The organism is Bradyrhizobium sp. sGM-13 (assembly GCF_018398875.1).
GTDB lineage: Bacteria > Pseudomonadota > Alphaproteobacteria > Rhizobiales > Xanthobacteraceae > Bradyrhizobium.
Genome location: NZ_JAGWDK010000039.1, coordinates 20592 through 44196 on the forward strand (window position 1 = coordinate 20592; position 23605 = coordinate 44196).

The following is a 23605-nucleotide window of genomic DNA, read 5'->3' on the forward strand; positions in this document are numbered from 1 at the left end:
GAAAACTGCGGTAGTCATATCCGGGCCTCCAGCAGTTCAGAGGCCGCCGCGCCGCCAGCGCTGATATGGCTGTCCAGCCAGTGCTCGATGAGGTTCAGACCCTGCCGTACCGGGACCCGTGGTTCCCACTCGAGCGCTTGCGATACCGCGCTGATATCGGAGACATACCAAGGCTGATCACCGGGACGCCAGGCGGCGTAGCGGACATCCGGCCGATCATCACGCAATTCGGTGATGAGCTCGAGCAAGTCCCGCAGGCTGATCGCGTTGGAGGGACCGCCACCCAGATTGAAGATCCGGCCGGAAATGCCGTTGATGTTGTCGAGCGCTGCGATCCAGGCGTTGACCGCGTCATCGACAAACAGGGCGTCACGGACCTGGTGGCCGTCCCCATAGATCGTAATCGGCCGCCGCCGAATGGCCTGAAGCAGAAAGTGTGCGATCCAGCCCTGGTCTTCGTTGCCAAACTGGCGCGGGCCGTATACGCAACTCATCCGCAGCACGACCGAGCGCAAGGCGAAGACGCGCGCGTAATCCCGGACATATTGATCGGCGACGCCCTTCGAACATCCGTAGGGACTATACAGATCGAGCAGGGCGTCCTCGGCCACGCCACAGGCGAGCCGCGGCTCGTCGGGCACATAGCGGCCGTCGACGCGATGCACCTCGGATGTATCGAGCAACCTGCCGTAGACCTTGTTGGTCGATGCGAATACGATAGGAGCGTTCGGATTGTGCCGGCGTATCGCCTCCAGCACGTTGAGAGTGCCATGCCCGTTGATCTCGAAATCCGAGATCGGGTCCTCGATGCTGGTGGTGACCGCTACCTGGGCAGCGAGGTGCATGACAGCGGTGCTTGCCGAAACCAATGCGTTGACGGCATTCGCATCGCGTATATCGGCGATCTCGATCGAAACAGGGTTACCGTATCGCTGCCTCAGCCACTCCGCGTTCTCTTCGGATCCCCGTCGCGACAGGTTGTCCATGGCCACGACGCTGCGCCCGCGTGCGGCAAGCCCGGCGGCGATGTTGCAGCCAAGAAATCCGCAGCCGCCGGTTACCAGGATGCGTTCGGAAGCGCTCTTGATACTGGGACTAGCGAACGTCATGCCACGAGCCCCCGTTCCTCCAGCTCGCGCGTAGCTGCTTCAACCGAATCGACAGCCGCCTGACCCGCGAGCCATTGCGCGAGCCGGGCAAGCCCGTCCTCGAAATCGACTTTCGGAACGTAGCCGAGGCGACTGCGGGCCTTGCCGATATCGGCAAAGCAATGGCGGATATCGCCCGCGCGATATTTGCCGGTCACCTGCGGAGCGATGCGCGGCCTCCCCGTCACGCGGGCCAGATCACTGGCGACGGAGCTGATGCTCCGGCACTCGCCCGAACCGATGTTGTAGACGTCGCCAGCGCCGTCGTGGCATTCCAGCGCCAGCTTGCATGCCTGTGCGACGTCCTGGACATGGACAAAATCCCGGCACTGGTTGCCGTCCTCGAATATCAGGGGCGGGCGGTCGTTGAGCAGCCGCGACGCAAAGATCGAGAGCACTCCGGTGTATGGGTTCGACAGCGACTGCCGCGGCCCGTAGACATTGAACAAGCGCAGTGCCACGGTCGGAATGCCATAGGCCCCGCCGATGATCAGGCACTGGCGCTCCTGATTGTACTTGCCGAGCGCATAAATCGAGCTCAGCGAGGGCTGCTTGCTTTCGGGAGTTGGCAGCGGCGTCAGCGGCGTGCCATCGCTGTCCAGCACTTCCCAGATGCCGCGACGGAGTTGTTCGACAGGACGCGGCTGCGGCGCGACAGTCGTTCCGTCGTCGCGCCTGGCGAGCCCCTCGCCATAGATGCTCATCGAAGAGGCGCAAACAAGCTTCTCGACCGGCCGGGAGGCGAGCGCTTCGAGAAGCACGGCGGTGCCGAGATCGTTGATGCTCGTGTATGTGGCAATCTCGTACATGCTCTGACCGACGCCCACCGCGGCGGCGAGGTGAATGACGGCATCCACGCCGGCAAGTGCCCGGTCGACCTCGCTTCTGCTTCTGATATCGCCGACAATCAGTTCTGCTTCCTCGTCGAGATAGTTCGGACGCGCACCGTCTCGGTGAACTTGCGAGGCAAGCGCATCCAGAATCCGCACCGAGTAGCCGGACGAGAGCAGAAGGTCGGTTAGGTGGGAGCCGATGAAGCCGGCACCCCCCGTGATCAGAATGCGCTTTGACATCGTCCCTCCAGAAACGGCTGTTGCTCACCTCGGCGGACCCGAATGCCGCCATGGGAGAAATGTTTTGATCCGGCGATTGCTGCGGGCTCTGTCGTAAAGCCGACATTGGCTTTGCGAAGCGCACGTCGGTCGAACGCAGAGAAAATTTGTTTGTTCCTGAAGTCGTGAGGTCGAGGGCCTCGTCAAATGGTTGAGGCGGTAAGTCACCGATCGAACGACGAGCGGATTCGGTCGCACCAGCATGTGTTGGCGCGTCGAGACCTCGTCAGAACGCAGGCGCTCGACTGTGCAGCATATCGCGTCCGGTTCCGACCGATGCTGACGCCAACGCCAGGTGTTCATCTACCGCCGCAGCGACGTCGGCGAAGGTCTGGCGGCGGCCGATCGGTCCGCTTGGCAGCGATGGTCCAAACAGCAGCACCGGAACCTGCTCACGGGTATGATCGGTGCCCCGCCAGGTCGGATCACAACCATGATCAGCGGTGATGACCAAGAGATCGTCCTCGCGCATTATCCGGCGGATCTCCGGGATGCGTGCGTCGAAAGCCTCCAGCGCGGCGGCATATCCGGCCGGATCACGGCGATGCCCATAGAGGCTGTCGAAGTCGATAAAGTTTGCAAATAACAACCCGCCGTCGGGCAGGGCGGCTATTCCTTCAAGCGTTCGGTCGAACAATGCGGCATTGCCATTGGCCTTGAGCACGCGTCCGGTGCCGCTGTGTGCAAATATATCGCCGATTTTCCCGATACTAAGGACGCAGCGGCCGGCCTGCGTCGCGCGGTCGAGGACCGTCGGGCTAGGCGGTGGAACGGAGTAGTCGCGCCGGTTTCCGGTGCGAACGAAACCCTCCGCCGACGAGCCCGTGAATGGCCGAGCGATGACCCGTCCGATCCGAAGTGGATCGACCAGCCACCGAGCGACGGTGCAGATCTCGTAGAGCCGTTCAAGTCCAAAGGCGTCCTCATGCGCAGCAATCTGAAAGACGCTGTCGGCGGACGTGTAACAAATCGGCTTACCCGACCTGATGTGCTCGTCGCCCAGCTCGGCGATGATTTCGGTGCCCGACGCGTGGCAGTTGCCGAGAATTCCGGGAAGCTTGGCCTGCTGGCACAATGTCGAAATGAGCTTCGGCGGGAAGCACGGAACTTCGCGGGGGAAATAGCCCCAGTCAAACAGAACCGGCACGCCTGCCAACTCCCAGTGACCCGACGGTGTGTCCTTCCCCTTTGAGATTTCCGCAGCGCAGCCATACCGTCCGATCGGACGTGCATCGCTCTGCAGTCCGGGCGGCACGCGACCGGTCGAAAGTCGGCACGCCTCTCCGAGCCCGAGTTCCACCAGGTTCGGTAGCCGAAGCGGACCGGTGCGCAGCGATGCGCGATCAGCCTGGCCCCGCGCGCAGACATCTGCGATGTGACCTATGGTGTCCGCGCCTTCGTCGCCGTAACGGGCTGCGTCCGGAGCGGCGCCGATACCAACGGAATCAAGTACCAGGACAAGAGCGCGCGCCATCGTCACTCCTCCGTTCGCACGGCAGTTGCGGGCCAACTCCGGATCATATCGAACGTTCCTGCTGGCTTGATTTCCGCAGCAGGAAGCACGTGCCGTCCCAGAGGGAGAATTCCCGCGTCGCGCCGTGCCGCACGCTTAGCCCCGCTTCTTGCGCGAAACGCCGCAATTCGTCTCCGCTCGCTCTCGGATCATCGCTGTAGGCATAGTTCAGGATCAGCAGATGACCGTCGCGGCGCAACACACGCGCCATTTCGCCGATGTGGCGCTGCGCGAGACCGGACATCACGAAATAGGGAAACACGTCGACGGCACAAACCAGATCGACGGACTCGTCCTGGAAGACCGACAGGTCTTGTCCGGAAGTGCGAACGAAGGTGGTATTGGGGCAAGCGGCGCAGCACTCGCGTGCAGCCTGAAGCATATGCATAGACACATCGATGCCGATTGCTGTTTTGACGTGTCGGGCCAGCGCCTCGACGATGCGTCCGCTGCCGCAACCGACATCGAGCACGCAGGCATCATCCCTGAGCAAATTCCACGTGCGAATGCGCTCTACAATTTCGTCGGTCGCAGCACGCAACAGATCCGCGCGGCCGAGGCTGTAGAGCGCGACGCTTGCCTCGCGTGAGACGCCGACGGCGTCGTCAAAGATCGTCGCCCATGTTTCGGGGGACGGGTGGGAATCCCGCGCCCCAGGGTGGTCGAGCGAGTGCATGACGGCCTTTATGCTTGCAAATGCATCGGGCGTTTGATCCCAGAGTGCGCGCATGCGCTGGAGTCGCCTTACGGATTCGCTGCGCTCATGCGGATCGGAGCGGATATGGCGGATCGCCGCATCGAGTGCCCGGTTGGCCTCGTCCGCACAACAGGCAGCCATTAATATCTGCGCCAGGGCGACGTTTTCAGGCGTGCGGCCGTATGCCCCGCGAAGCGCAGGTTCGAGCAGCCGTCCGTCGATGAGATCGTCAGGCTTTTCGTGCGATGTCATGGCTGTCGACGCTGATGCGATGAAACAGGCGGCATTCGTTCCAGCAATCGCGCGCGCCCCACCCATATTTGTATGGCTCCCGGCCGCGAAGAAAATGGAATTTGTGGGCGCCTTCGCAGATCGATTCCGCGATAACATGTTCGAGGAGGACCACGCTGGGAGACTCGAAGGCATAGGCAGGGTCGAACCCGGTGAGATAGCCATAGGCCTGATTGCGGTGCATAAAGCCGTAGTAGGCTGCCGCGGGTTGGCCGTCGATTTGCAGGAGATAGAGGCGCAGCAGGTTGGCGGCCATCAGGTCCGGCAACGCATCGCGATGAAATTGCTGCACACGGGAATCGGCAAGAACACCCGGCTCGCCGCGCGAGCTCCAACGATTCCGGTGAAGCGCAACAAGTAACTCGAATATATCGACGACGGAGTTGCGGTCGCCCGCCTTGACCTGGAGCGAGCCACGCCGCGCAGCGCGATTGTGGGCGGTGCGAAGTGCACGGCGCTTTCTTGGCGGCAGTATCCGCGACAAGTCGTCAGGCGTGCCTGGCAAGTTTAGGACCGGACATGCACTGGCGCACGCGCTGGTCACATCGCAGCCGGGCGGGACTGCCATCCGGAGCGCGTGAGCATCCGGCGGCAGCTCCGTGAGTTCCAGAACGTCCCAGAAGCCGACGTCGGCGAGACGCGAACTCAGCAGCGCCAGTATGGGACCCTCGAGCTTGGGGGCGATCAGAAAATCGTGATAGTCGGTCACGGGAAATCCCATCAGCCGAGCAAACCGTCCGCGCGGGCAGCGCTCGCAGTAGAACGGTGCTAGCCCGACCAGCCGTCGATCGAAGTGAACAGCGAGAACGCAAGCGTCACCGTCCGAAAGATTACTCCACCACGACAGTAACCACGCTGGCGATTGGAATGGCGTCGCGGTCGGCGATTGCCGCCACAACTCCCACCATTCCGGCGCGAGCGCCGCAAGCTCGGATACGTCCGTAATCACGCGACATGTGAACGGAGCCGTCATGCCGCACCTGATACTGCCATTCGGCTGAGCGCTTCATAGACCGACAGATAGCTCCTGTTCGTCCGCTCAAGTGAAAATCGCTGACGTGCCGAACGGCGGCAGGCCTCGCCGTCAAGCGCCGACACCTGCGTGATGGCTTTGGCCATCTCCACCTCATCGCGAACGAGAAAACCGGTCCGGCCGTGTTCGACGGTTTCTGCAAGCGCGCCGCGGGCAGACGCGATCACCGGTGTGCCGCACGCAAGCGCCTCGCGCGCAACCAGAGAACTTGTCTCGGGTGCAAGAGAGGGTATGAGCACGCATCTGGCCATCGCGAGCAGGCGGCGCTTGCGAGCGAGGCCGACAGGTCCGATGAAGCGACGCAGGCGGTCCAACGCCGGTTTGACGGTCGTTTCGAAGTACCGCCGATGCGCCGCATAGGGAAAGACTTCGCCGCAGATCACGAGCGGCATGTTTGCTCGCTTGGCGGCCTCGATCGCAAGATGGATGCCCTTTTCCGGGCATATGCGCGCGAGCATCAAGGCAAAATTGCGCTTTGCGCCGCTGGCGGCAAAGAAGTGATCTGCAACTCCGTTCTCGATGGGAGCCAGCATGTGCGGATTGGGCGCCGAGGCTGCATGCTGAGATCGCGAGACGCAATTGAACCACACATTCGGTCGACGTGGGCTGAGAGCTTCCGCCGGATACCAATCGATCGGAAGATGAAGGGTCACGAGCACAGGCGGGCCGTCTCGCGGCAGGTAGGCATGAAAGTCGACACCATGCAGATGGACAATATCGATTGGCCAGCGCGCTAGGGCGAGTGCGACGGCGTGGCGGTGTCGATACTGCGCGGCCTCGATCTCGACCTGACGCAAATCGCCCGATACGCGAGGAACCGATATGTGAATGCCGGCGGCCTGAGACCCCTCGCACGAGATCAGGATCGAACGATGACCGGAATTGATCAGCGCCTTATCGAGCTGATGAACCACTTGCTCTCCACCGCCAACCGAATTGGGGCCGACCGGAGCAAAGGGATATGCGACATTGAGTACCGTCAGAACCATCGTTCGCCTGCCAGGCCAAGTTCACTCAGCGCGGAACGGGACAGCATGAGCCAGGAGTTGCCGGTGAGCCCCCAATTGTACTGCTCGTAGAGTAGCTTTCCCCGGTTGGGCAGCGAGTGGAAATCGTAGGCAGGCGCCAATCGGAAGCGTTCAACGTCGGAATCAAAGGCCGACAGTGTAGCACGCTGGGTCGTGTGCGCCGCAACCATGCGGCGCTTCCAGTCCCGTTCTGCAGCATTCAGCCGGACCGCGATGGCGGGTCGTCTCGGATGGCGCGAAAAGCGTTGCGTCGCCCAGCCGTGGTCTTCCCGGTGATAGAACGGCATCTCGATTAGATCGAGCGTCTGCCCATGGTGCCGCCTTAATGCGGCGACCGCATGCACCGCGAATGCCGTGGCGTCATGGTCCGGGTGTCCTCCTTCGAACGCGTGCGAGAGAACGACCTTGATGTCGCGTGCCGCAACGAGAACAAGGATTGCGCGCGCGAGATCGGCGAGACGAAATGCGGTGGTCTGATCGGAAAAGCCGAGCTCGAGGATCCTGCTTGCCGGTAGATTCGCCAGACCCAGCGCGTTGCAAAGCTCGCGCTCGCGGGCGGTCGCGTAAGCGGTCGGGCTGGCATAGCCGTGCGCCCGGGCATCTGCGCCGTCACGCGGTGCGCCATTTGTCGCGACGACCACGATCACGTTATCAAGTCGGTGAAGCTGAGCTCCACAGCCGATGGTTTCGTCGTCGGGATGGGCAACGATGACGGCAACGTCATCTGCGGCGGCGTGAGCGCGGTTGGGATCGGCCAGGATTTTGAGCAGTGCCTCGCCTGCCGCACGTTGCGGCGCTGCGTTTTGCTCGTTCATTGCCGTGGCGGTCATTGCGCGGCTTCCGTCTGTTCGGCGGCTGCCGATCTGAACGGTTGGTTTCCGGTAATTCTCGGCGGCGCATATCGGTCGGTCATAGCGGCACAGAATTCGGCGAACTCCTCCGGCACCTGAGGCGCGCTCGTGTGGTGCGATGCGATGCCGCGATGTTCCGGCGTGAAGCAGTAGGTGATCGTGACGTCGAACTCCGATAGCGCTTCCATCTGCCGGTCAAACCAGTCGAGCGCGTTGGGGCGAAAGCTGTCCGCCCAGGAGAGGCCGGTCCGCAGGCTGCGGACGCCCAGCCGTCTCATCCACGCTACGGCTTCGTGGAGCCGATGATCTTCAAAATGAAACCACTGACAGATTCCAAGTGCAGGTGCGTGGCGCGGAAAGCGCTCAGCCGCCATCTTCGGAGACCCATCCTCCCGCAACAGGCCCATCGCAAAATGACGGTAGTACGAGGATCCTTCGGCCTCCTTGTGCCGCGTCGTGGCCGGCCACGCGCGCGGCAGGTCATAAAGGCTGTACCAGTGAATGCGCGGCGCTTGCCCGATCAGCAGTTGCGCCGTGCGATCAAGTCCCCAAGCCTGCACCTCCTCGGCGCCGAAGCTCGATACGCCAACTTCCGACACCCAGACTGGCATATCGGTAACCGCTTTGATTTCCTGGATCTTGGCCGGCCAGTCTTCGATCTGCCAAAGGTTCCAGTCGAGCGGAAAGCCGTGCACGGCCACTGCATCGACATGGTCGAGCACGCCCTTTCCCATCATATTTGCAATGAAAGCCGGATCGATAGGAGAGATGCCTCCGAGCACGCGTGGCAATGACGGATTGACCCGTTCTATCGCCTTGCCGGCGCCGATCGCCATCTCGGCAAACAGGTCCCAGTGGGGGTCGATCTCGGGATCCCAATGCGACTTGTTGTTCGGCTCGTTCCAGATCATCACGGCTTCGATCATGTCGAGCGACCTCTCTTCGGATAGACCGCGCCGGCGCCCGGCGGGGCCTCGGTCCGTCGGCAGATATAGACTTCGTGCTCGGGCTGCAGCTCTATCTTGAACCCGCTGCTGCGCAGCATCGCCTCCGCGCAGGCGTTGTTCGGAATCCACCAGTTAGTCGGATCATCAGCGTATCGATCTTCCACGAAGTGCAGTTTGGGATAGCCGGGACGATTGAAGTGATCGTCTTCCCAGAATCCATAGTCCCGCTTCAACTGCTCCACTGCGGCGCTGCCGCGCAGCATCGATTGAAAAATGAGCAGATCGCGTGCCGCATGTTCATGAATCAGATCCAACGCGAGCAGGGGATGACGCAAATGGTAGAGCACGCCGAGAAACAGCACGATGTCGAACCGTTCTCCAAGCGTCCCAACGTCGTACACGGAGACGTTGCGAAATTCGATGTCGAGGCTGCTGACTTCCGCAGCAAAGCGCGCCTGGCGCAGATAATCCTCATCCGTATCGATGCCGAGCACGCGTGTTGCTCCGTGCCGCTTCATTTCGAGTGAATAGAAGCCGGCGTTGCAGCCGATATCGAGAACGCTGTGGCCCTCGATCTCCGGTATGATCGCCTGCGCAAACCGGCGCCACTTCACCGAAGGGTAGTCGCCGAGGAAATGCGTCGGCGCCGTGCTGACGCCGCCGAGCTCGAGGTTGTGGAACCATGGCCCGAGCTGCTCGATCCGCAGCCGGATGTCCTCCGTCGTCAAATGCCCGGTGCTCATCACGTCCGCACCTCGTGTGCAAGCGGGTTGCTGTCGCGCCGCATATGAGGCAGTGCCGCGGCAACGCCGCTGTCCGACGGCGACTTGCCCCTGATGTCCTCGAGCAGGCTTATGGCGGCTCGATAGCCATGCAGGGTCCCGACATCGACATAGGCCTGGCCTGCTTTCACCGCGGCGGCCTTGCCTCCCTGGGCGAGGTAGGCATTCACCAGCGTGCCGAAATATTCGTCCGTTCGGTTTCGCGCCAGCCAGAGCTGCCTAAGCTCCTCGAACACGCCTCCCGGCATCTTGAAGGCGCCCCAGATCCAGTTCGAATCGGGGCTAGGTTGCTTGACCTGGATTTCCCGCACCTGGTCTTGATCGAGAACAACGGCGTCGAAGAATTCGGGCCGTTCAACCGGAAACAGCAGGAAAGACAGAACGTCGTCGGGCAGTTCGGCGAGCCCGTCTTCGGGAAACCAGACTGTGTCAGGCAAGCCGATGACAACGGGCGCGTTGCAGTCGACAATCGGCCGCGCCGCGAACACCGCGTCGCAAAGTCCGATCGGCTGTTCCTGCACCACGTACACGATTGGCGTGGAGCCGTAGCTCGCCCCGAAATACTCCATGATGTCGGATTTGCCGGGAGAGATGACGAAGCAGATCTTGTCCGCGCCGCCGCAAACCATGCGTTCGACAAGATACTCGCTGACGGCGCAGGGACGCTCGATGCCGCCTTCGGTGCGACTGCCGACCGGCAGCAATTCCTTCGAGAATGCAAGCGGCTGGATCCGGCTTCCACGTCCTGCTGCGGGCACGATACCCCACATGGCTATACCTGCTCCATTTCACGCGCTGGCGAGATCAGCGTCTTGGACATCGTGGCGGTCAGTTCGTGGGCCCGCTGCTCCGACGTGTGCGCGGCAAGCGTATGCTCACGCGCGGCCCTGGCCACGCGCGCCAGTTCGGCATCGGAGAGCTCGATCGCGGCGAGCGCGTCGGCAGTATCGCGAGCAACCAGGATCTCATCCCCTGGCGTGAAGAATGTCTCCAGCCCTGCCCAGGCATCGGAAAGAACCGGCACACCGCAGGCAGTAGCTTCGAACAGCCGTCCGGATGGGCACCAGCCCAGATCGGCCATCGGTCGGCGGGTCACATTCAGCGTGAGGCGAGACGAGGCATAGAATGCCGGGTGATCGGTCGGAGGCAGGTGATGAACGAAAAAGATGTTCGGACACCAGGGAAAGTCCTGCGGATACTGTGCGCCGCCGATGACGAACCGAAGCTCAGGCCGCGCTCGTGCGGGAGCGTGGAACAACGCATCGAGAGCATCCTGTCGGTCTGCGGAGTAGGTCCCGAGGTATGACAAAGCGAACTGGCGCAGGGATGCCGCTCGGAGAGGACGATGCACGTCCGGATCGACGTGACCGTAAAGCGGAACGACCTGCCGCGCGCCGAGCTCGTCACGAAGCGCGTCAAGTGCCGCGCCGCCGGTGTAGCTCAGGACGAGATCGAAGTCTGCGAGGCCTCGTGCGCCGATGTAGGGGATCGTATTGCCGCGCCGGAGTCGCGACAACGTGACCGGCGTATCGAGATCATAGAAGACGCTGAGTGTCCGGCTTGCGGAAATGATGAGGTCGCTCGCGGCCAGGGCATCAGCGGCATAGGATGTGACAATCGCAGCGTCTGCCTCGCGTATTTCGCGCTGCGCCTTCGACTGGACGGAGCTCCAGTCGGGGTAGATAACGAGTTCGCCGCCGGGCAGGGCGAACAGATCGCGGTTCATCGCATAGTAAGGCGTGTCGCGCTCAAAGAAGACAACTTCGTGTCCTTGCCGGATCAGTGCAGAACACAGCCCGCGCCAGAGCGTGGCATGACCGTTTCCCCATGACGAACTGAATGTGAGACCGAAGATGACGAGCTTCATGATACGACCGGCTGGTTCAATGAAATGACTTCAGTGCCGCCTCGACCGATTGAGATAGTGCTGATCGTGGCGGGAGCGATATCGAGGCGGTGATAGTCATCGAGCGGCAGCCTCAAAGCGTGCAGAAGGATGGCGCGGATGACTTCGGCATGACTGCACAAGGCGATGTGGCCGTCCGGCTGCGATGCCGCGATTTTGTTCAGGTGGTCAACAGCGCGCACTTGTAGCTCCAGCATGCTTTCACCGTCCGGCGGGCGCACGCGACCTCGCTTCGTGTTCCACTGACCCCACAGGGGATCGTTATGGAGCGATGCGAAGGAGCGCCCAGTCCAGGCCCCGGCGTTCAGTTCGTCAATGCCGGCGAAGATTTGGACGGCAAGCCCGAGCCGTTGCGCCAGCGGCTCTGCCGTTTCCAGCGCCCGCGTCTGCGGGCTCGAGTGCACCGAGTTGATGTCGCTACTGCTGCCAAAGATGTCGGCGATCCGCCGGGCCTGATCGCGCCCTCGGCCGTTCAGCCGCACGCCCGCCATGCGGCCGACCAGGATGTGATCGACGACGTCATGAACTCCGTGTCTGATCAGCGAGAATTTCGTCATGGCGGAATCCGGCTCAACCCGTCCCTGCGATGAAGCCCAGAGTTCTCTCACGAGCCTCGTGGTCCGAAAACTGCTGTGGCGGTGACTTCATGAAATAGCTCGACGGGCCAACCAGGGCTCCGCCAATGCCGCGATCGATCGCAAGCTTGGCGCAACGCACGGCGTCAATGACCACCCCGGCAGAGTTGGGCGAATCCCAGACCTCGAGCTTCATCTCGAGATTGAGCGGAACGTCGCCAAAGGTGGTGCCCTCCAGCCGGATATAGGCCCACTTGCGATCGGCGAGCCACGGCACGTGATCGCTCGGACCAACGTGAATACCGCCATCGGGCAGCGGCACGTCGAGTTGGCTGAGCACGGATTGGGTTTTTGAGATCTTCTTCGATTCCAGACGTTCACGTTCGAGCATATTCCTGAAATCGGAGTTTCCGCCGAAGTTGAGCTGGTAGGTGCGATCGAGCCGAACGCCGCGCTCGCGAAAGAGATTGACCAGCATGCGATGCAGAATGGTTGCACCAACCTGGCTCTTTACATCGTCGCCTATAAGGGGAAGTCCGCGGCTTTCGAACTTGCTTCGCCAGAGCGGGTTGGATGCAATGAACACAGGGATGCAATTGACGAAGGCGCATCCGGCCTCCAGTGCGCAGCTTGCGTACCATTCACTGGCGCGCTGCGAGCCGACGGGGAGATAGGAGACGAGCACGTCAGTGCGGGTGCTTGCCAGGCGCTCGGCAACATCCACCACGGGCAGGTCCGATTCCTCGATCTCTTCACGAAGATAGCGGCCCAGTCCGTCCATTGTAGGGCCACGCTCGACGGTAGTGCCGGTCGGTCTAGCGTCGGCGAACCGGAACGTGTTGTTGGGGGGAGCGTAGATCGCCTCCGAAACATCCCGTCCAACCTTCTTTGCGTTCACATCGAACGCAGAAGCTATCTCGACATCCCGGATGTGATAGCCGCCGAGATCGACATTCATCAGGCCGGCAAGCGGCTCGTTGGCATGAGCATCGGCGTAGTGAGTGAGGCCTTGCACGAATGAGGAAGCGCAGTTGCCAACGCCGACGATGCCGACGCGAACCTTTTGAGAGAGGGATGTCTGTTGCATTGCAGGCCATGTCGCTGGAGACGGTTTCTGCAATTCGTAATGCCGGCGTGTGATTGTTTGTTCCTGCTTGGCCGCGTCGAGCGATCTCTTTCTGGAGATGATCGGAGGAAGATGATGCTGATGACAGCGGCAGGATGAAGATGATGATGAAGAAGAAGATGATGATGAGGAGGAGGATGGCCGACAGAAGGAGATGATGAAGATGATGATGGCAACAGCAGGATAGCAAACAAGGTCGAGCTGGGCGTCAGAGGTAACTCCCACCAGGTGATTTGGTGTCTGGAACGCTTGCTGCCGTCATCGAATTAGAGTGTAGCGACGCCCGCGCACCAGACGGGATTCGAGAAGGGACGTGAGCGAGGAGACGAGCTATGTCCAATGGTAACACTACGACGAACCATGAGAGTATTAGGCGCTGGGCCGAGGAACGTGGCGGCACGCCGGCCACCGTCAAACGAACGAAGGAGGGTGGCGAGCCCGGTGTGCTTCGCCTCGACTTCGAACCGCGCGACGAAAGCCTGGAACCGATCGGGTGGGATGAGTTCTTCGAGAAGTTCGACAAGGAAGATCTTGCATTCCTGCATCAGGATCGGACCGAGTCAGGTGAGCTGAGCCGGTTTCACAAGTTCGTCAATCGGTCATCTGCGCAGTAAGTAAGAGCCCGCCACACGAAGGTTCCAAGCTGGCCCGGCCATCGGATGGGTGCTGATTGCCCTGATGGATGCCGCGCTGGCAGGCCTGCCTTTTTTCCTGCCCATTCCATCACTTCCGCAGCTTACGGGGCCAAGCATGTGTCTGCTGGCTTGAGAGGAACACTTGGGAGAGGAGCGTTTGGGCGGCTGCTGGCAAGGGTCGGGCAGAGGCATGACAACTCGGACGATCACCTGCAGGAACATTTCTGGCGGGGCAGTTATCGCAGAGCAGGCCCAGACGATTATACCAGGCAGTGCGGTTTGCACTACCCGCAGAAGCATGCGATCGGCATCATCCTGGCGCTCACCCTTACTATTGCCACGCTCAATGCTGTCGAGCCGCTCGTCATCAAGACGGTGTTCGATGAGCTGACAGGCCATCGTGCAGAAAATCTGGTGCTGAGCATTCTCGCTTTGGGCGGCTTGGCACTCCTGCGCGAAAGTTTGGACGCAACGGCAAACTGGCTGACCTGGCGTACGCGCATTGGCCTGCAATACGCGCTGCTCGAGGCGGCGATAGGCAAGCTTCACAAGATGCCGTTGCGAATGCAGCGCAGCGAAGGTGTCGGCGCGATCATGACGCGGCTCGACCGCAGCATCCAGGGGTTTACCAGCGCGGTAAGCTTGATCCTTTTCAATGTTCTGCCATCCCTGATCTTTCTCTGCGTCGCCGGCTCCATCATGTTCAGCCTTGATTGGCGGCTTGCCCTGATCGTTTTGATGTTCGCGCCGATACCGGCATTGATCGCAATGTACGCCGGGCCCGAGCAGACCCGTCGGGAGCGGGCGCTGCTCGATCGCTGGGCGCATATCTACTCCCGGTTCAACGAGGTGCTGTCCGGCATCGTGGTGGTGCGCAGCTTTGCGATGGAGGATGCCGAGAAGTCGCGCTTCCTGCGCGATGTATCTGCGGCCAACCAGGTCGTCGTCCGCGGCGTTGCGACCGATGCGGGCTACGGCGCCGCCAGCAATCTCTCGATCGCTCTCGCGCGGCTTTCGGCGATCGGTGTCGGAGGCTACCTGGCATGGAACGGGCAGGTCACGTTAGGCACATTGATTGCGTTTCTAGGCTACGTCGGAGGCCTGTTTGCTCCGGTGCAGGGATTGAGCGGGGTCTATTCCAGCCTCAGCAAGGCCGCCGTTTCGCTGGATAAGATATTCTCCATACTTAGCATCCAGGAACATCTGGGCGATTCTCCGGACGCGACGGATTTCGGCGATATTCGGGGCGACGTACGGTTTGAGAAAGTGCAATTTCCATATGAGCAGGCGTCGCGACCGGTTCTCAAGAATGTGTCGCTGCACGTTGCGCCCGGGCAATCAATAGCCATCGTCGGGCCGAGCGGGTCGGGAAAGACCACATTGATGGCATTGCTGATGCGATTCTACGATCCACAGCAAGGCCGGATCACCCTCGACAGCCGTGATCTCCGTACCGTCAGGCAGAGTTCGCTGCGCCGGAACATCGGCGTGGTGCTGCAGGATCCGCTGCTATTCAATGATACCATCCGCGCCAATATCGCCTATGGGCGTCCCGAGGCGGGTGAAGAGGACATCCTGGCGGCCGCACGCGCCGCCCAGGCACAAGCGTTCATCGACCGGCTGCCGGATCGATACGATACGTTCGTAGGGGAGCGTGGCAGTCAGCTCTCGGTAGGGGAGCGCCAACGCATCACCATTGCGCGCGCACTGCTGAAGAATCCGCCGATCCTGGTGCTCGACGAAGCTACGTCTGCGCTCGATGCGGAGTCAGAGGAGGCAGTGCAGCACGCGCTCGACAATCTCAAGAGGCACCGAACGACCTTCATCATTGCGCACAGGCTATCGACGGTGGTGAGTGCTGACCGCATCGTCGTTCTGAAGGACGGAACCGTCGCGGAGAGCGGAACCCACGGCTCGCTGATGAACACCGGCGGCTACTACGCGTCGTTGGTGAAACGGCAAAGTCGCGGTTTGATCGCCAACGATGTCGACCCATCCGTACGGCTTGATGGAACCGGGTATACGGACTATTCCGCACCTGTTCCTCGAGATAGCGGATGAAAGTCTCGGCCAATGACGTCGGGTCGGGAGCGGCCATGAAAATCGCGTCCCGGCAAATTGCGTCTCGCAAGTACCTGCATCTGATACGTGCCGGCCTGCTTGGCGCGGCCCTGTTGTTGACGGGCGCTACGGATCAGGTTCCCGTCTCATTCGGCACCGCCGGAGGCGATGCGTGGGACTTTTCGAAATCGGTTGACGTCACTGTCCCTAAAGGCCGCTGCGATCAAATTGTGGTGACCTCACCCGGCTCGGCCGTCACGCTGCCGGCCAAGCAAGGGCGGACTCGCGCCCGGATTTCGCTTCAGCCTGGTGATAATCAGGTCAGGGCCGAGTGTCGGCAAAACGGCATCGAGCGCGGATCGGCACAGCAGAGCTGGAATGTACGGCTCCGCAACACGCCGATCGCATTGGTCGACGCATCCGAGAACGGCACGGGCGTCACGCTGAGTGCGCAACGAAGCTTGCCTGCGCCGGTCCGCGGCAGTGCGATCGCCACGTACGAATGGCGAGCGCGCGATGACAATCCGGCACCGCTTGCTGGATTGCCGGCGAACGGAGCGCGCATCGAGCTCTCCGATGTGCCCTCGGATGGCGAGTATTCCGTCACGGTCAAGGTCACGGACGCCAACGGTCGCGCCGACGAGGCGACGGTAATGCTTCGTGCGCGGGGCGGCATCCTGCGAACGGTTGATGCCGAGCACGATCACGCCGCCTGGATCGACCGCGCCGTCGTATATGGTGTTGTGCCCACGCTGTTCGGCCCTGACGGCCTTGCCGATGTTACCGCGCGCCTCGATCAGCTCAGAGAGCTTGGGGTGACGGCCCTATGGCTTTCGCCGATTACCGAAAGCCCGCCGGGCGACTTCGGCTACGCCGTGACGGACTATTTTCGGATGCGGCAGAGCGTTGGCGACGAACGGAAGCTGCGTGAACTGGTCGAGGCCGCTCACGCGCGTGGGATCCGGGTGATCATCGACTTCGTTCCGAACCATTTGTCGGACCAGCACGCCTATTTCGCAGATTCCCTGCGGCGTAAGCGCTCGTCACCTTACTTCAGCTTCTTCGCGCGCGGGCAGGATGGCAAGGCCGAGCACTACTTCGATTGGAGCAATCTCAAGAATCTCAACTACGCCAACCCGGAGGTGCAGCGCCTGGTGATCGAGGCCTTCGCATATTGGGTGCGCGAATTCGATGTGGATGGCTTCCGCGTCGACGCCGCATGGGGCCCGAAGCAGCGGGCGCCGGAGTTCTGGCCCCGTTGGCGTGCGGAGCTCAAGCGCATCAAACCAGATCTGTTTTTGCTTGCCGAGGCTTCCGCGCGCGACCCCTATTACGGCCGACATGGGTTTGATGCAGCCTATGACTGGACCGGGAAGCTTGGCGAGTGGGCCTGGCGCGATGCATTCGAAGACAAGCCAAACACGGCGCGACGGCTGCGTTCCGCGATCGAAGCATCAGCGTCAGGCGACGTCCTGGTATTCCGGTTTCTGGATAACAATGACACCGGGCCGCGTTTCCGTTCACGACACGGAGTTGGACGGACCAGGGTCGCTTCGGCCATGCTGCTGACGCTGCCCGGCATTCCCGGCATCTATACGGGCGAAGAGGTCGGTGCAGCCTACGAGCCGTACAAGAACGCCCACCCGATCGCATGGGATGATAGCTACGGGCTGCTGCACTGGTACAAGCGGCTGATCGCATTGCGTCGCGAGCATCCCGCGCTGCGTTCGCGCCAAATCCGCATGCTGGACGTGGCCGACGGCCAGAATGTGCTGGCCTATTTGCGAATGGCCGGCACACCGTCAGACAACGTGCTGGTGCTTCTGAATTACGGTATGTCGCCCGCAGACGTGCCGATTCCGCGCGAGATCGTCGAAAAGCTGTCCGGCGGGAGCTTGAGCGATCTCTTGACCGGTGAGGAGATCGGCATCGATGGCAACATCAGACTGGATGGCGAGACCGCTCGCATCCTGAAGCCTCGCTGAGGCGCGTCAAACGTGGTGTAGCTGCAGGCAAGGATTTCACCTGCCATATATCCGATCCAACACCGCCGCCACCTCGGCACATCGTTCGGCGGAAGGATCGAAGCTCGTTCCCGCGGCGAGTGCCCGCGCCCATTCGACGGCGGCGCGCCCGAACCATGCATCCGGCGGAGCCGCGAGCGTTTCACTTGCCGTTCCGCGATAGAGTTCGGCGACAAAATCGTAGAACGATCCATTGACGTTCCGCATCGCGGCGCCGCCCCGGGTGCCGTAGAAGGCCGCGGAAATCGCGGCATCGCGCCCGGCGGGCAGCCGCCAGGAGCAGGTGAGATGTACGGTAGCGCCCGTTTCCAGATCGATTGTGGCGAGTGCATAGTCCTCGGCGCGCTCGGCAGAGGTGGAAAGCAACTGGCCATTGGCAAAGAGCCGTGACGACGTGCGCACGATCTTGGGGAAATCAAGCACCCATAACGCCAGGTCGACCAGGTGAACTCCCAGATCGATCACGCAACCGCCACCGGCCAACGCCGGTTCGTAGAACCACGGCTTGTCCGGCCCGTAGGCGTTATGGAAGGTCAGCTCCACGGCGTAGACGTGTCCGAGCTCGCCATTATGCACCAACCGTCGGATCTGCCGCATAGCCTCAGTAAATCGGTACGAAAGGTCGACTGCGAGCAGCCGGTTTGCCGAGCGCGCCGTATCGATCACGGCGCGGACTTCTTTAGCCGTGCGTCCCAGCGGCTTCTGGCAAAACACCGCTTTTCCACGGGCGAGTGCACGGATCGATTGCTCGGCATGGAGCGCTGTTGGCGTTGCAATGACGACGCCGTCGATGTCCTGGTCCAGAAGCTCCTCGAGCGTCGAAAGCGCCTTGGCATCAGGCGCAAGCGGCGCCGCCTGCGCAATCATTGCATCGACAGAATCGGCAATTGCGGCGATCTCGACCACATCCGCTTCGGCGATCGCTCTCATACGATGGTGTCCGATCCAACCTACGCCGAGGAAGCCGACCCGCGGGCGCGTCGTTGTGGGTGCGCAGCTACTTTCGATTGATGCCTGCGTCATATGCATGTCACCAGCGCTTTGAGAAAGCCATCTGGACGATCGCGTGTGGCGTCGAGGGCGTCACCAAGGCGATCGAGGGGAAAACTGTGCGTGTACAGGGGGCTCGGATCGAGCTGGCCCGCAGTGACGATGTCGACGGCGTCGCGAATGCCGCGCATGTAGATCTGCGGATCGCGCTCATGCGCATTGATCACGTCAATCCCGCGCCAATTCCAAAGCTGCATGTTCACCTGTCGCGGTCCGTCCTGATGATAGCCTGCGACGATCAGGCGGCCGCGCTCGCGCGTCAGCTCTGCGGCAAGATCCAGCGGCCACTGCTTGCCGGTCGCCTCGATCACGCGATCGCAGAGCTCCCCCCCGTTCAGCGCTTTTGCGCGCTCGACGGCGCTGGATTTGTCATCGATCAGAATGGTCTCGGCTGCTCCCATTCGGCGGGCCATTTCGAGGGCGAACGGTCGTCTGGAGAGAGCGATGACGTTGGCGCCGGCACTGGCGGCCAGGCTCGTCAGGATAGCGCCGAGAAATCCGATTCCGACGATCGCTACCGTCTGTCTCGCGCCGATTTCGCTCCGCCGAAAGATGTTCATGGCGCAACCGAGTGGTTCGCCTGGAAACGGTTGTTCATTGAGCGTTACGGGGATCGGCACCACAGCGTTCGCATCCGCCAGATCATATTCGGCGTAGCTGTGATAGGACAGCGCGGCCACCCGTTCGCCGATCGATATACCCGTGACGTTCTCGCCAACGGCATCGACGATGCCCCAGCCTTCGTGACCGAGACCGCCGGGTTCAGTTGGAAACGTCGCCCACTGCGGACCCGCCCAGACCGCGAGGTTGGACGCGCAAACGCCGCAGCCCTGCAAGCGGATGCGTACCTGATTGGCCGCAGGCTCTGGCCGATGCACCGTCTCGACGCGCACCACGCCCGGCCCGCGAAGAACAGCCGCGCGCATGGTCCGCGTAATGGGTGAAACTGAAATGATGTTCATGACTGTCGCTTGCTTTGAGAGGGCAGGATCCTCACGCCACTAACATTCTTTGGGTGGCGCGAGTTCCCCGGCCGCAACCGAACCGCTAACGCCCGTATGCTCGGATGCGCAGGTGATCGGCCGTCGTTGGAGATCGGCTAGTTGACATTGTCGGTAAACATATTGCGGAGCGCCGTCGCGACTGCCGCTGTTCCTTCCATCCTCTGCATGAGCGCGATTTGGCCTTGCTGTTCGTGTCGGATCGCGTGCGCCATGATGCGCAGGCGAAAGTCTGCGGGGCTGCGCCAAGCCAGATCGGCCATCTTGACGGCACCCTTGTGATGCAGGGTCATCATTGCGGTGAATTGCGCATCGAATTGCTCCGGCGCTGCAGTCCTGACCTGCTGTATCTGCATGGGCGTCAGATAGCCCGGCATGGCCGCGCGCTCATCCGCCGTGCAATCCGGCATCGGTGTCTTGAACCAGCTTTGCCACCAGCTCTCGAATATCCTGTTCTCGCCGCTCTGGCTTGCGACCATTAGAGCCGCGAGCGCGCGCAGATGCGGATCGCGGGCCCGCTCGGCGCCGAGACTGGCCAGCTCGATGCCTTGGGCATGATGCGTGGTCATGTGGCGGATATAGGCTTGGCCCGCATCCCTGTCCTGGCCCATCCATGGCAACTCGCGCCCGACAACGCTCAACAACGCTATGCCACCGAGCACGAGGATTACAGCCGCCGACACTGCCGCCCACACTTTGGCGACGCGCAGATCTCTCTTCGGGGCGCAGCCGGGCGCCCAGCGCAGCCATGCAAACAGCGGATACATGAGGGCCGATGCGCCGTGAACGAGGAGGGCGATCCAATAGGGCTGCTGAAGCGTGAACAGCGGTTGCCAGAATGGAAGGAGCGGCACCAGCAAGAGCCATTCCGTCGCCGACGAGAACGCGGCCCAGAGCAGGGCGAGCAGCAGGATGGCGAGCGGGCGAAGCTGCGCGGTCCAGCGGCCGAGCACGCCGAAGAACACCATCGCCCAGGAAAAGTCCGCCCATTGATGAAAGGCAATTCCCGCGAGGACCGCGCTCCAAGAAGGCTCGGCACTGAGCGCCCAATCGCGTGCTGGTATCGCGGCGACCGTCATCCAGTCGACCCATGCATCGCGCCCGATACGCGCAGCAAAAAGCTGGCTGACGATGGTTGAGAACGTGCTGCTGATGAGTCCAAGCTCCGCCGCAGCGATCCAGCGCGACCGAAGCTGATGCGCCGGGACCGCTGCTGCACGTCCGTCAAAGGTGCCTTCAAGCTGCACTAGGGTTTCATCACCACTTTGATGCAGCCGTCCTTCTTGTCCCGGAACGTCTTGTACAGCTCCGGTCCCTGTTCGAGCGTGGCGCGGTGGGTGATGACAAAGGAAGGATCAATCTCGCCTTTGGTGATCCGCTCAAGCAGTTTTGGCAGGTAGTGCTGCACTGGTGTCTGGGCCATACGGAAGGTGAGGCCGCGGTTGATCGCCGAGCCCATCGGGATTTTGTCCAGCAATCCGCCATAGACGCCGACGATCGAGACCACGCCGAAATTGCGGCAGCAATGGATGGCCTGGCGCAGGACGTGCGGACTGTCGGTGCCGAGATACGTGGCGACCTTGACCCGATCGACGACCGCGTCGAAGCCGGAGCGGATGTCCGGTTCGGTGCCGACTGCATCGATGCAGGCGTCGGCACCGCGGCCTTGGGTCAACTCCTGGATACGGTCGTAGATCTCTTCTTTCCTGAAATCGAGTGTGATGGCACCCGATGATTGCGCCAGTGCCAATCGCTCCGGCACGGTGTCGATCGCGATCACTCGCCCGGCGCCGAGCAGGAATGCGCTCTTGATTGCCATCTGCCCGACCGGCCCGCAACCCCAGACCGCAACCGTCTCGCCGCCTTTGAGGTCGCAGAACTCGGCGGCCATGTAGCCGGTTGGGAAGATGTCCGAGAGAAACAGCACCTGTTCATCGTTGAGACCGTCAGGAACCTTGATGGGTCCAACGTCGGCATACGGCACGCGCATATACTCGGCCTGGCCACCGGCAAACCCGCCGAGCATGTGTGAATAGCCAAACAAACCGGCAGGCGAATGCCCCCACAGTTTTTCTGCGGTTTTCGCGTTAGGGTTGGATCGTTCGCAACCTGAGTAGAAGCCATTCTTGCAGAAGAAGCATTCCCCGCAGGCGATTGTGAATGGTACGACGACGCGGTCGCCGGCCTTCAGCGTCTTGATCTCCGGCCCCACCTCGACCACCTCGCCCATGGTCTCGTGTCCGAGCACGTCGCCCTTTTCCATGCTTGGCATGATGCCGTCGTAAAGGTGGATGTCGGAGCCGCAAATCGCGCAGGCCGTTACCTTGATGACGACGTCGCGTCCGTGCTCGATCTTCGGGTCGGGCACGGTATCGCAGCGGATGTCGGTCTTGCCGTGCCAAGTGAGGGCGCGCATCGAATGAGCTCCGGCGTATAAGTGACCAAAGACTTAAATCGCAAAATTGCGGCCGGTTCCTTATTTTTGCGCCCGGAGAATTGGAACGAGCAGGCGCTGCGGCAATTGAAGGGCAAACGCTCAAGTTGAGGAGGCGGCGATGCCTGCCGACGGCCCCTTCGCGATTGTCACCGGTGCTTCCACCGGCATCGGACTGGAACTTGCCAGATGCTGTGCGGGCGCCGGCTTTGATCTCCTCATTGCAGCGGATGAGCCCGCGATCGCAACCGCGGCAGACGAACTGCGCAAACTTGGTGTGACGGTGGATCCGGTCCAGGTCGACCTCGCATCCCTTGAAGGAGTCGATCAGCTATGCGCCGCCACGCGAGGACGTCCGGTGGACGCCTTGCTCGCAAATGCAGGCGTGGGTCTCGGCCGAGCGTTCCTGGATCAGGAGTTCAACCGGATTAGGAGAGTCGTGGATACCAACATCACCGGCACCCTCAATCTGATCCACCGCATCGGAAGCGGCATGCGCCAGCGAAATAGCGGGCGTATCCTGATCACCGGATCAATCGCGGGATTCATGCCGGGCAGCTTCCAGGCGGTCTACAACGGAACGAAGGCGTTTCTGGATTCCTTCTCGTTCGCCATTCGGGAAGAGCTGCGCGGCAGTGATATCACCGTCACTTGCCTGATGCCCGGTGCGACGGAGACGGAATTCTTCCGCCGCGCCGACATGATGGATACCTATGTCGGTACCGCGAAGAAGGACGACGCTGCCGAGGTCGCAAGAGCGGGCTTTGAGGCGATGATGTCTGGGGAAGGAGATATCGTCACTGGACTCAAGAACAAGATCCAGTCCGCCGTAGCCAACGTCACTCCCGCGGCGATTCTGGCTCGGCAGCACCGCAGGGTGGCGGAGCCCGGTACCGCGAAATTGTGATGCGGAAGAGGTTTGACCCGGCCGGGGTCCAATGCCGAGAAGATCACGACAAAACCTGAAGGCGATCACTGATCGCCGTTCCTCAGGCACGCGCCTGGTTCGGGCTGCTGGCCTTTGAACGATGCAAGAGCTCGGTAACTTCCTGATCCGAAGTCTGGCCGAAATCCCTGTAGTGCATGCCGACCGCAAAGAACGGATCGGGGCTCTTGAGACAAATGATCTCGTCTGCCTCCCCACTCAGTTCGTCAAGCGAATCGCGTGGCGCAACCGGCACCGCAAGGACGAGACGGCCCGACTTCGCCCTAACGAGCGCTCTCAGCACGGCTTTCACGGATGCGCCGGTGGCGATGCGGTGCTTGCGCCGAAATAGCCAATCGGAAACTTCGCGAGCCCTGGCCTGTTGCGGCTCCAGTTTGCGGCGTCTGCAAACCGTGATGCCAACAGCGGGATGTCGAATACGTTGCCGCGGTCACGCTCCTCCTCC

The 23605-nt window shown here is 61.7% G+C and carries 22 protein-coding genes; 4 read left to right on the forward strand and 18 right to left on the reverse strand.

Features of this window, described 5'->3' with window-relative positions; genetic code table 11:
* Nucleotides 1-14: 14 nt before the first annotated feature.
* From KJQ96_RS33340 to KJQ96_RS33400, 13 genes are all read right to left on the reverse strand, one after another.
* Nucleotides 15-1109, reverse strand: a complete 1095-nt coding sequence (locus tag KJQ96_RS33340) for an NAD-dependent epimerase/dehydratase family protein (protein ID WP_213290511.1) — start codon at nt 1107-1109, stop codon at nt 15-17.
* Nucleotides 1106-2221 carry an NAD-dependent epimerase/dehydratase family protein gene (locus KJQ96_RS33345; protein ID WP_213290512.1) on the reverse strand — a complete coding sequence of 372 codons (1116 nt, stop codon included), beginning with the start codon at nt 2219-2221 and terminating at the stop codon, nt 1106-1108. Before KJQ96_RS33345 ends, KJQ96_RS33340 begins: the two co-directional genes overlap by 4 nt.
* Before the next feature lie 265 nt (nt 2222-2486).
* The gene (locus KJQ96_RS33350; protein WP_213290513.1) at nt 2487-3734 is read right to left on the reverse strand and encodes a phosphopentomutase; all 1248 of its coding nucleotides are present in this window, start codon (nt 3732-3734) and stop codon (nt 2487-2489) included.
* Nucleotides 3735-3777: 43 nt separating this feature from the next.
* Nucleotides 3778-4722, reverse strand: a complete 945-nt coding sequence (locus KJQ96_RS33355) for a class I SAM-dependent methyltransferase (protein WP_213290514.1) — start codon at nt 4720-4722, stop codon at nt 3778-3780.
* Nucleotides 4700-5734, reverse strand: coding sequence for a GNAT family N-acetyltransferase (locus KJQ96_RS33360; RefSeq protein ID WP_213290515.1), 1035 nt, complete (start codon nt 5732-5734; stop codon nt 4700-4702). The genes KJQ96_RS33355 and KJQ96_RS33360 overlap by 23 nt, the downstream gene beginning before the upstream one ends.
* A complete protein-coding gene (locus tag KJQ96_RS33365) occupies nt 5731-6783 on the reverse strand; it encodes a glycosyltransferase family 4 protein (RefSeq protein ID WP_213290516.1) in 1053 nt (350 codons plus the stop codon). The genes KJQ96_RS33360 and KJQ96_RS33365 overlap by 4 nt, the downstream gene beginning before the upstream one ends.
* A complete protein-coding gene (locus KJQ96_RS33370; protein WP_213290517.1) occupies nt 6774-7652 on the reverse strand; it encodes a PIG-L deacetylase family protein in 879 nt (292 codons plus the stop codon). The genes KJQ96_RS33365 and KJQ96_RS33370 overlap by 10 nt, the downstream gene beginning before the upstream one ends.
* The gene (locus tag KJQ96_RS33375) at nt 7649-8599 is read right to left on the reverse strand and encodes a beta-xylosidase (protein WP_249734824.1); all 951 of its coding nucleotides are present in this window, start codon (nt 8597-8599) and stop codon (nt 7649-7651) included. The genes KJQ96_RS33370 and KJQ96_RS33375 overlap by 4 nt, the downstream gene beginning before the upstream one ends.
* Nucleotides 8596-9363 (reverse strand): TIGR04290 family methyltransferase, encoded by a 768-nt coding sequence (locus tag KJQ96_RS33380; protein ID WP_213290518.1) that lies wholly within the window; start codon nt 9361-9363, stop codon nt 8596-8598. The genes KJQ96_RS33375 and KJQ96_RS33380 overlap by 4 nt, the downstream gene beginning before the upstream one ends.
* On the reverse strand, nt 9363-10172 hold the full coding sequence (locus KJQ96_RS33385) for a nucleotidyltransferase family protein (RefSeq protein ID WP_213290519.1): 810 nt from the start codon (nt 10170-10172) through the stop codon (nt 9363-9365). The genes KJQ96_RS33380 and KJQ96_RS33385 overlap by 1 nt, the downstream gene beginning before the upstream one ends.
* A 2-nt stretch (nt 10173-10174) precedes the next feature.
* On the reverse strand, nt 10175-11269 hold the full coding sequence (locus KJQ96_RS33390) for a glycosyltransferase (protein ID WP_213290520.1): 1095 nt from the start codon (nt 11267-11269) through the stop codon (nt 10175-10177).
* The gene (locus tag KJQ96_RS33395; protein ID WP_213290521.1) at nt 11266-11865 is read right to left on the reverse strand and encodes a histidine phosphatase family protein; all 600 of its coding nucleotides are present in this window, start codon (nt 11863-11865) and stop codon (nt 11266-11268) included. The genes KJQ96_RS33390 and KJQ96_RS33395 overlap by 4 nt, the downstream gene beginning before the upstream one ends.
* 13 nt (nt 11866-11878) lie before the next feature.
* Nucleotides 11879-12970, reverse strand: coding sequence for an inositol-3-phosphate synthase (locus KJQ96_RS33400; protein WP_213290534.1), 1092 nt, complete (start codon nt 12968-12970; stop codon nt 11879-11881).
* 371 nt (nt 12971-13341) lie between these two features.
* Between KJQ96_RS33400 and KJQ96_RS33405 the strand changes: the two genes are divergently transcribed.
* The 3 genes from KJQ96_RS33405 to KJQ96_RS33415 all read left to right on the forward strand — a co-directional run bounded on the left by KJQ96_RS33405 (nt 13342) and on the right by KJQ96_RS33415 (nt 17690).
* Complete coding sequence (locus tag KJQ96_RS33405) at nt 13342-13623, forward strand: hypothetical protein (protein WP_213290522.1); 282 nt, start codon at nt 13342-13344, stop codon at nt 13621-13623.
* 138 nt (nt 13624-13761) lie between these two features.
* On the forward strand, nt 13762-15705 hold the full coding sequence (locus tag KJQ96_RS33410) for an ABC transporter ATP-binding protein (RefSeq protein ID WP_213290523.1): 1944 nt from the start codon (nt 13762-13764) through the stop codon (nt 15703-15705).
* A 35-nt stretch (nt 15706-15740) separates the two neighbouring features.
* The gene (locus tag KJQ96_RS33415) at nt 15741-17690 is read left to right on the forward strand and encodes an alpha-amylase family glycosyl hydrolase (RefSeq protein ID WP_213290524.1); all 1950 of its coding nucleotides are present in this window, start codon (nt 15741-15743) and stop codon (nt 17688-17690) included.
* Between the two features lie 36 nt (nt 17691-17726).
* Here the strand turns inward: KJQ96_RS33415 and KJQ96_RS33420 are convergent, their stop codons facing one another.
* The 4 genes from KJQ96_RS33420 to KJQ96_RS33435 form a co-directional block, all read right to left on the reverse strand.
* A complete protein-coding gene (locus KJQ96_RS33420) occupies nt 17727-18752 on the reverse strand; it encodes a Gfo/Idh/MocA family protein (protein WP_213290525.1) in 1026 nt (341 codons plus the stop codon).
* Nucleotides 18749-19741 carry a zinc-binding dehydrogenase gene (locus tag KJQ96_RS33425; RefSeq protein WP_213290526.1) on the reverse strand — a complete coding sequence of 331 codons (993 nt, stop codon included), beginning with the start codon at nt 19739-19741 and terminating at the stop codon, nt 18749-18751. The genes KJQ96_RS33420 and KJQ96_RS33425 overlap by 4 nt, the downstream gene beginning before the upstream one ends.
* Nucleotides 19742-19878: 137 nt before the next feature.
* On the reverse strand, nt 19879-21027 hold the full coding sequence (locus KJQ96_RS41845; protein ID WP_213290527.1) for a DUF305 domain-containing protein: 1149 nt from the start codon (nt 21025-21027) through the stop codon (nt 19879-19881).
* The gene (locus tag KJQ96_RS33435; protein ID WP_213290528.1) at nt 21027-22196 is read right to left on the reverse strand and encodes a zinc-dependent alcohol dehydrogenase; all 1170 of its coding nucleotides are present in this window, start codon (nt 22194-22196) and stop codon (nt 21027-21029) included. Before KJQ96_RS33435 ends, KJQ96_RS41845 begins: the two co-directional genes overlap by 1 nt.
* 139 nt (nt 22197-22335) lie before the next feature.
* Here KJQ96_RS33435 and KJQ96_RS33440 point away from each other — a divergent pair, with 139 nt between their 5' ends.
* Complete coding sequence (locus KJQ96_RS33440) at nt 22336-23121, forward strand: SDR family oxidoreductase (RefSeq protein WP_213290529.1); 786 nt, start codon at nt 22336-22338, stop codon at nt 23119-23121.
* An 82-nt stretch (nt 23122-23203) separates the two neighbouring features.
* Here KJQ96_RS33440 and KJQ96_RS33445 read toward each other — a convergent pair whose 3' ends face one another.
* On the reverse strand, nt 23204-23443 hold the full coding sequence (locus KJQ96_RS33445; protein WP_213290530.1) for a hypothetical protein: 240 nt from the start codon (nt 23441-23443) through the stop codon (nt 23204-23206).
* Between the last annotated feature and the right edge of the window lie 162 nt (nt 23444-23605).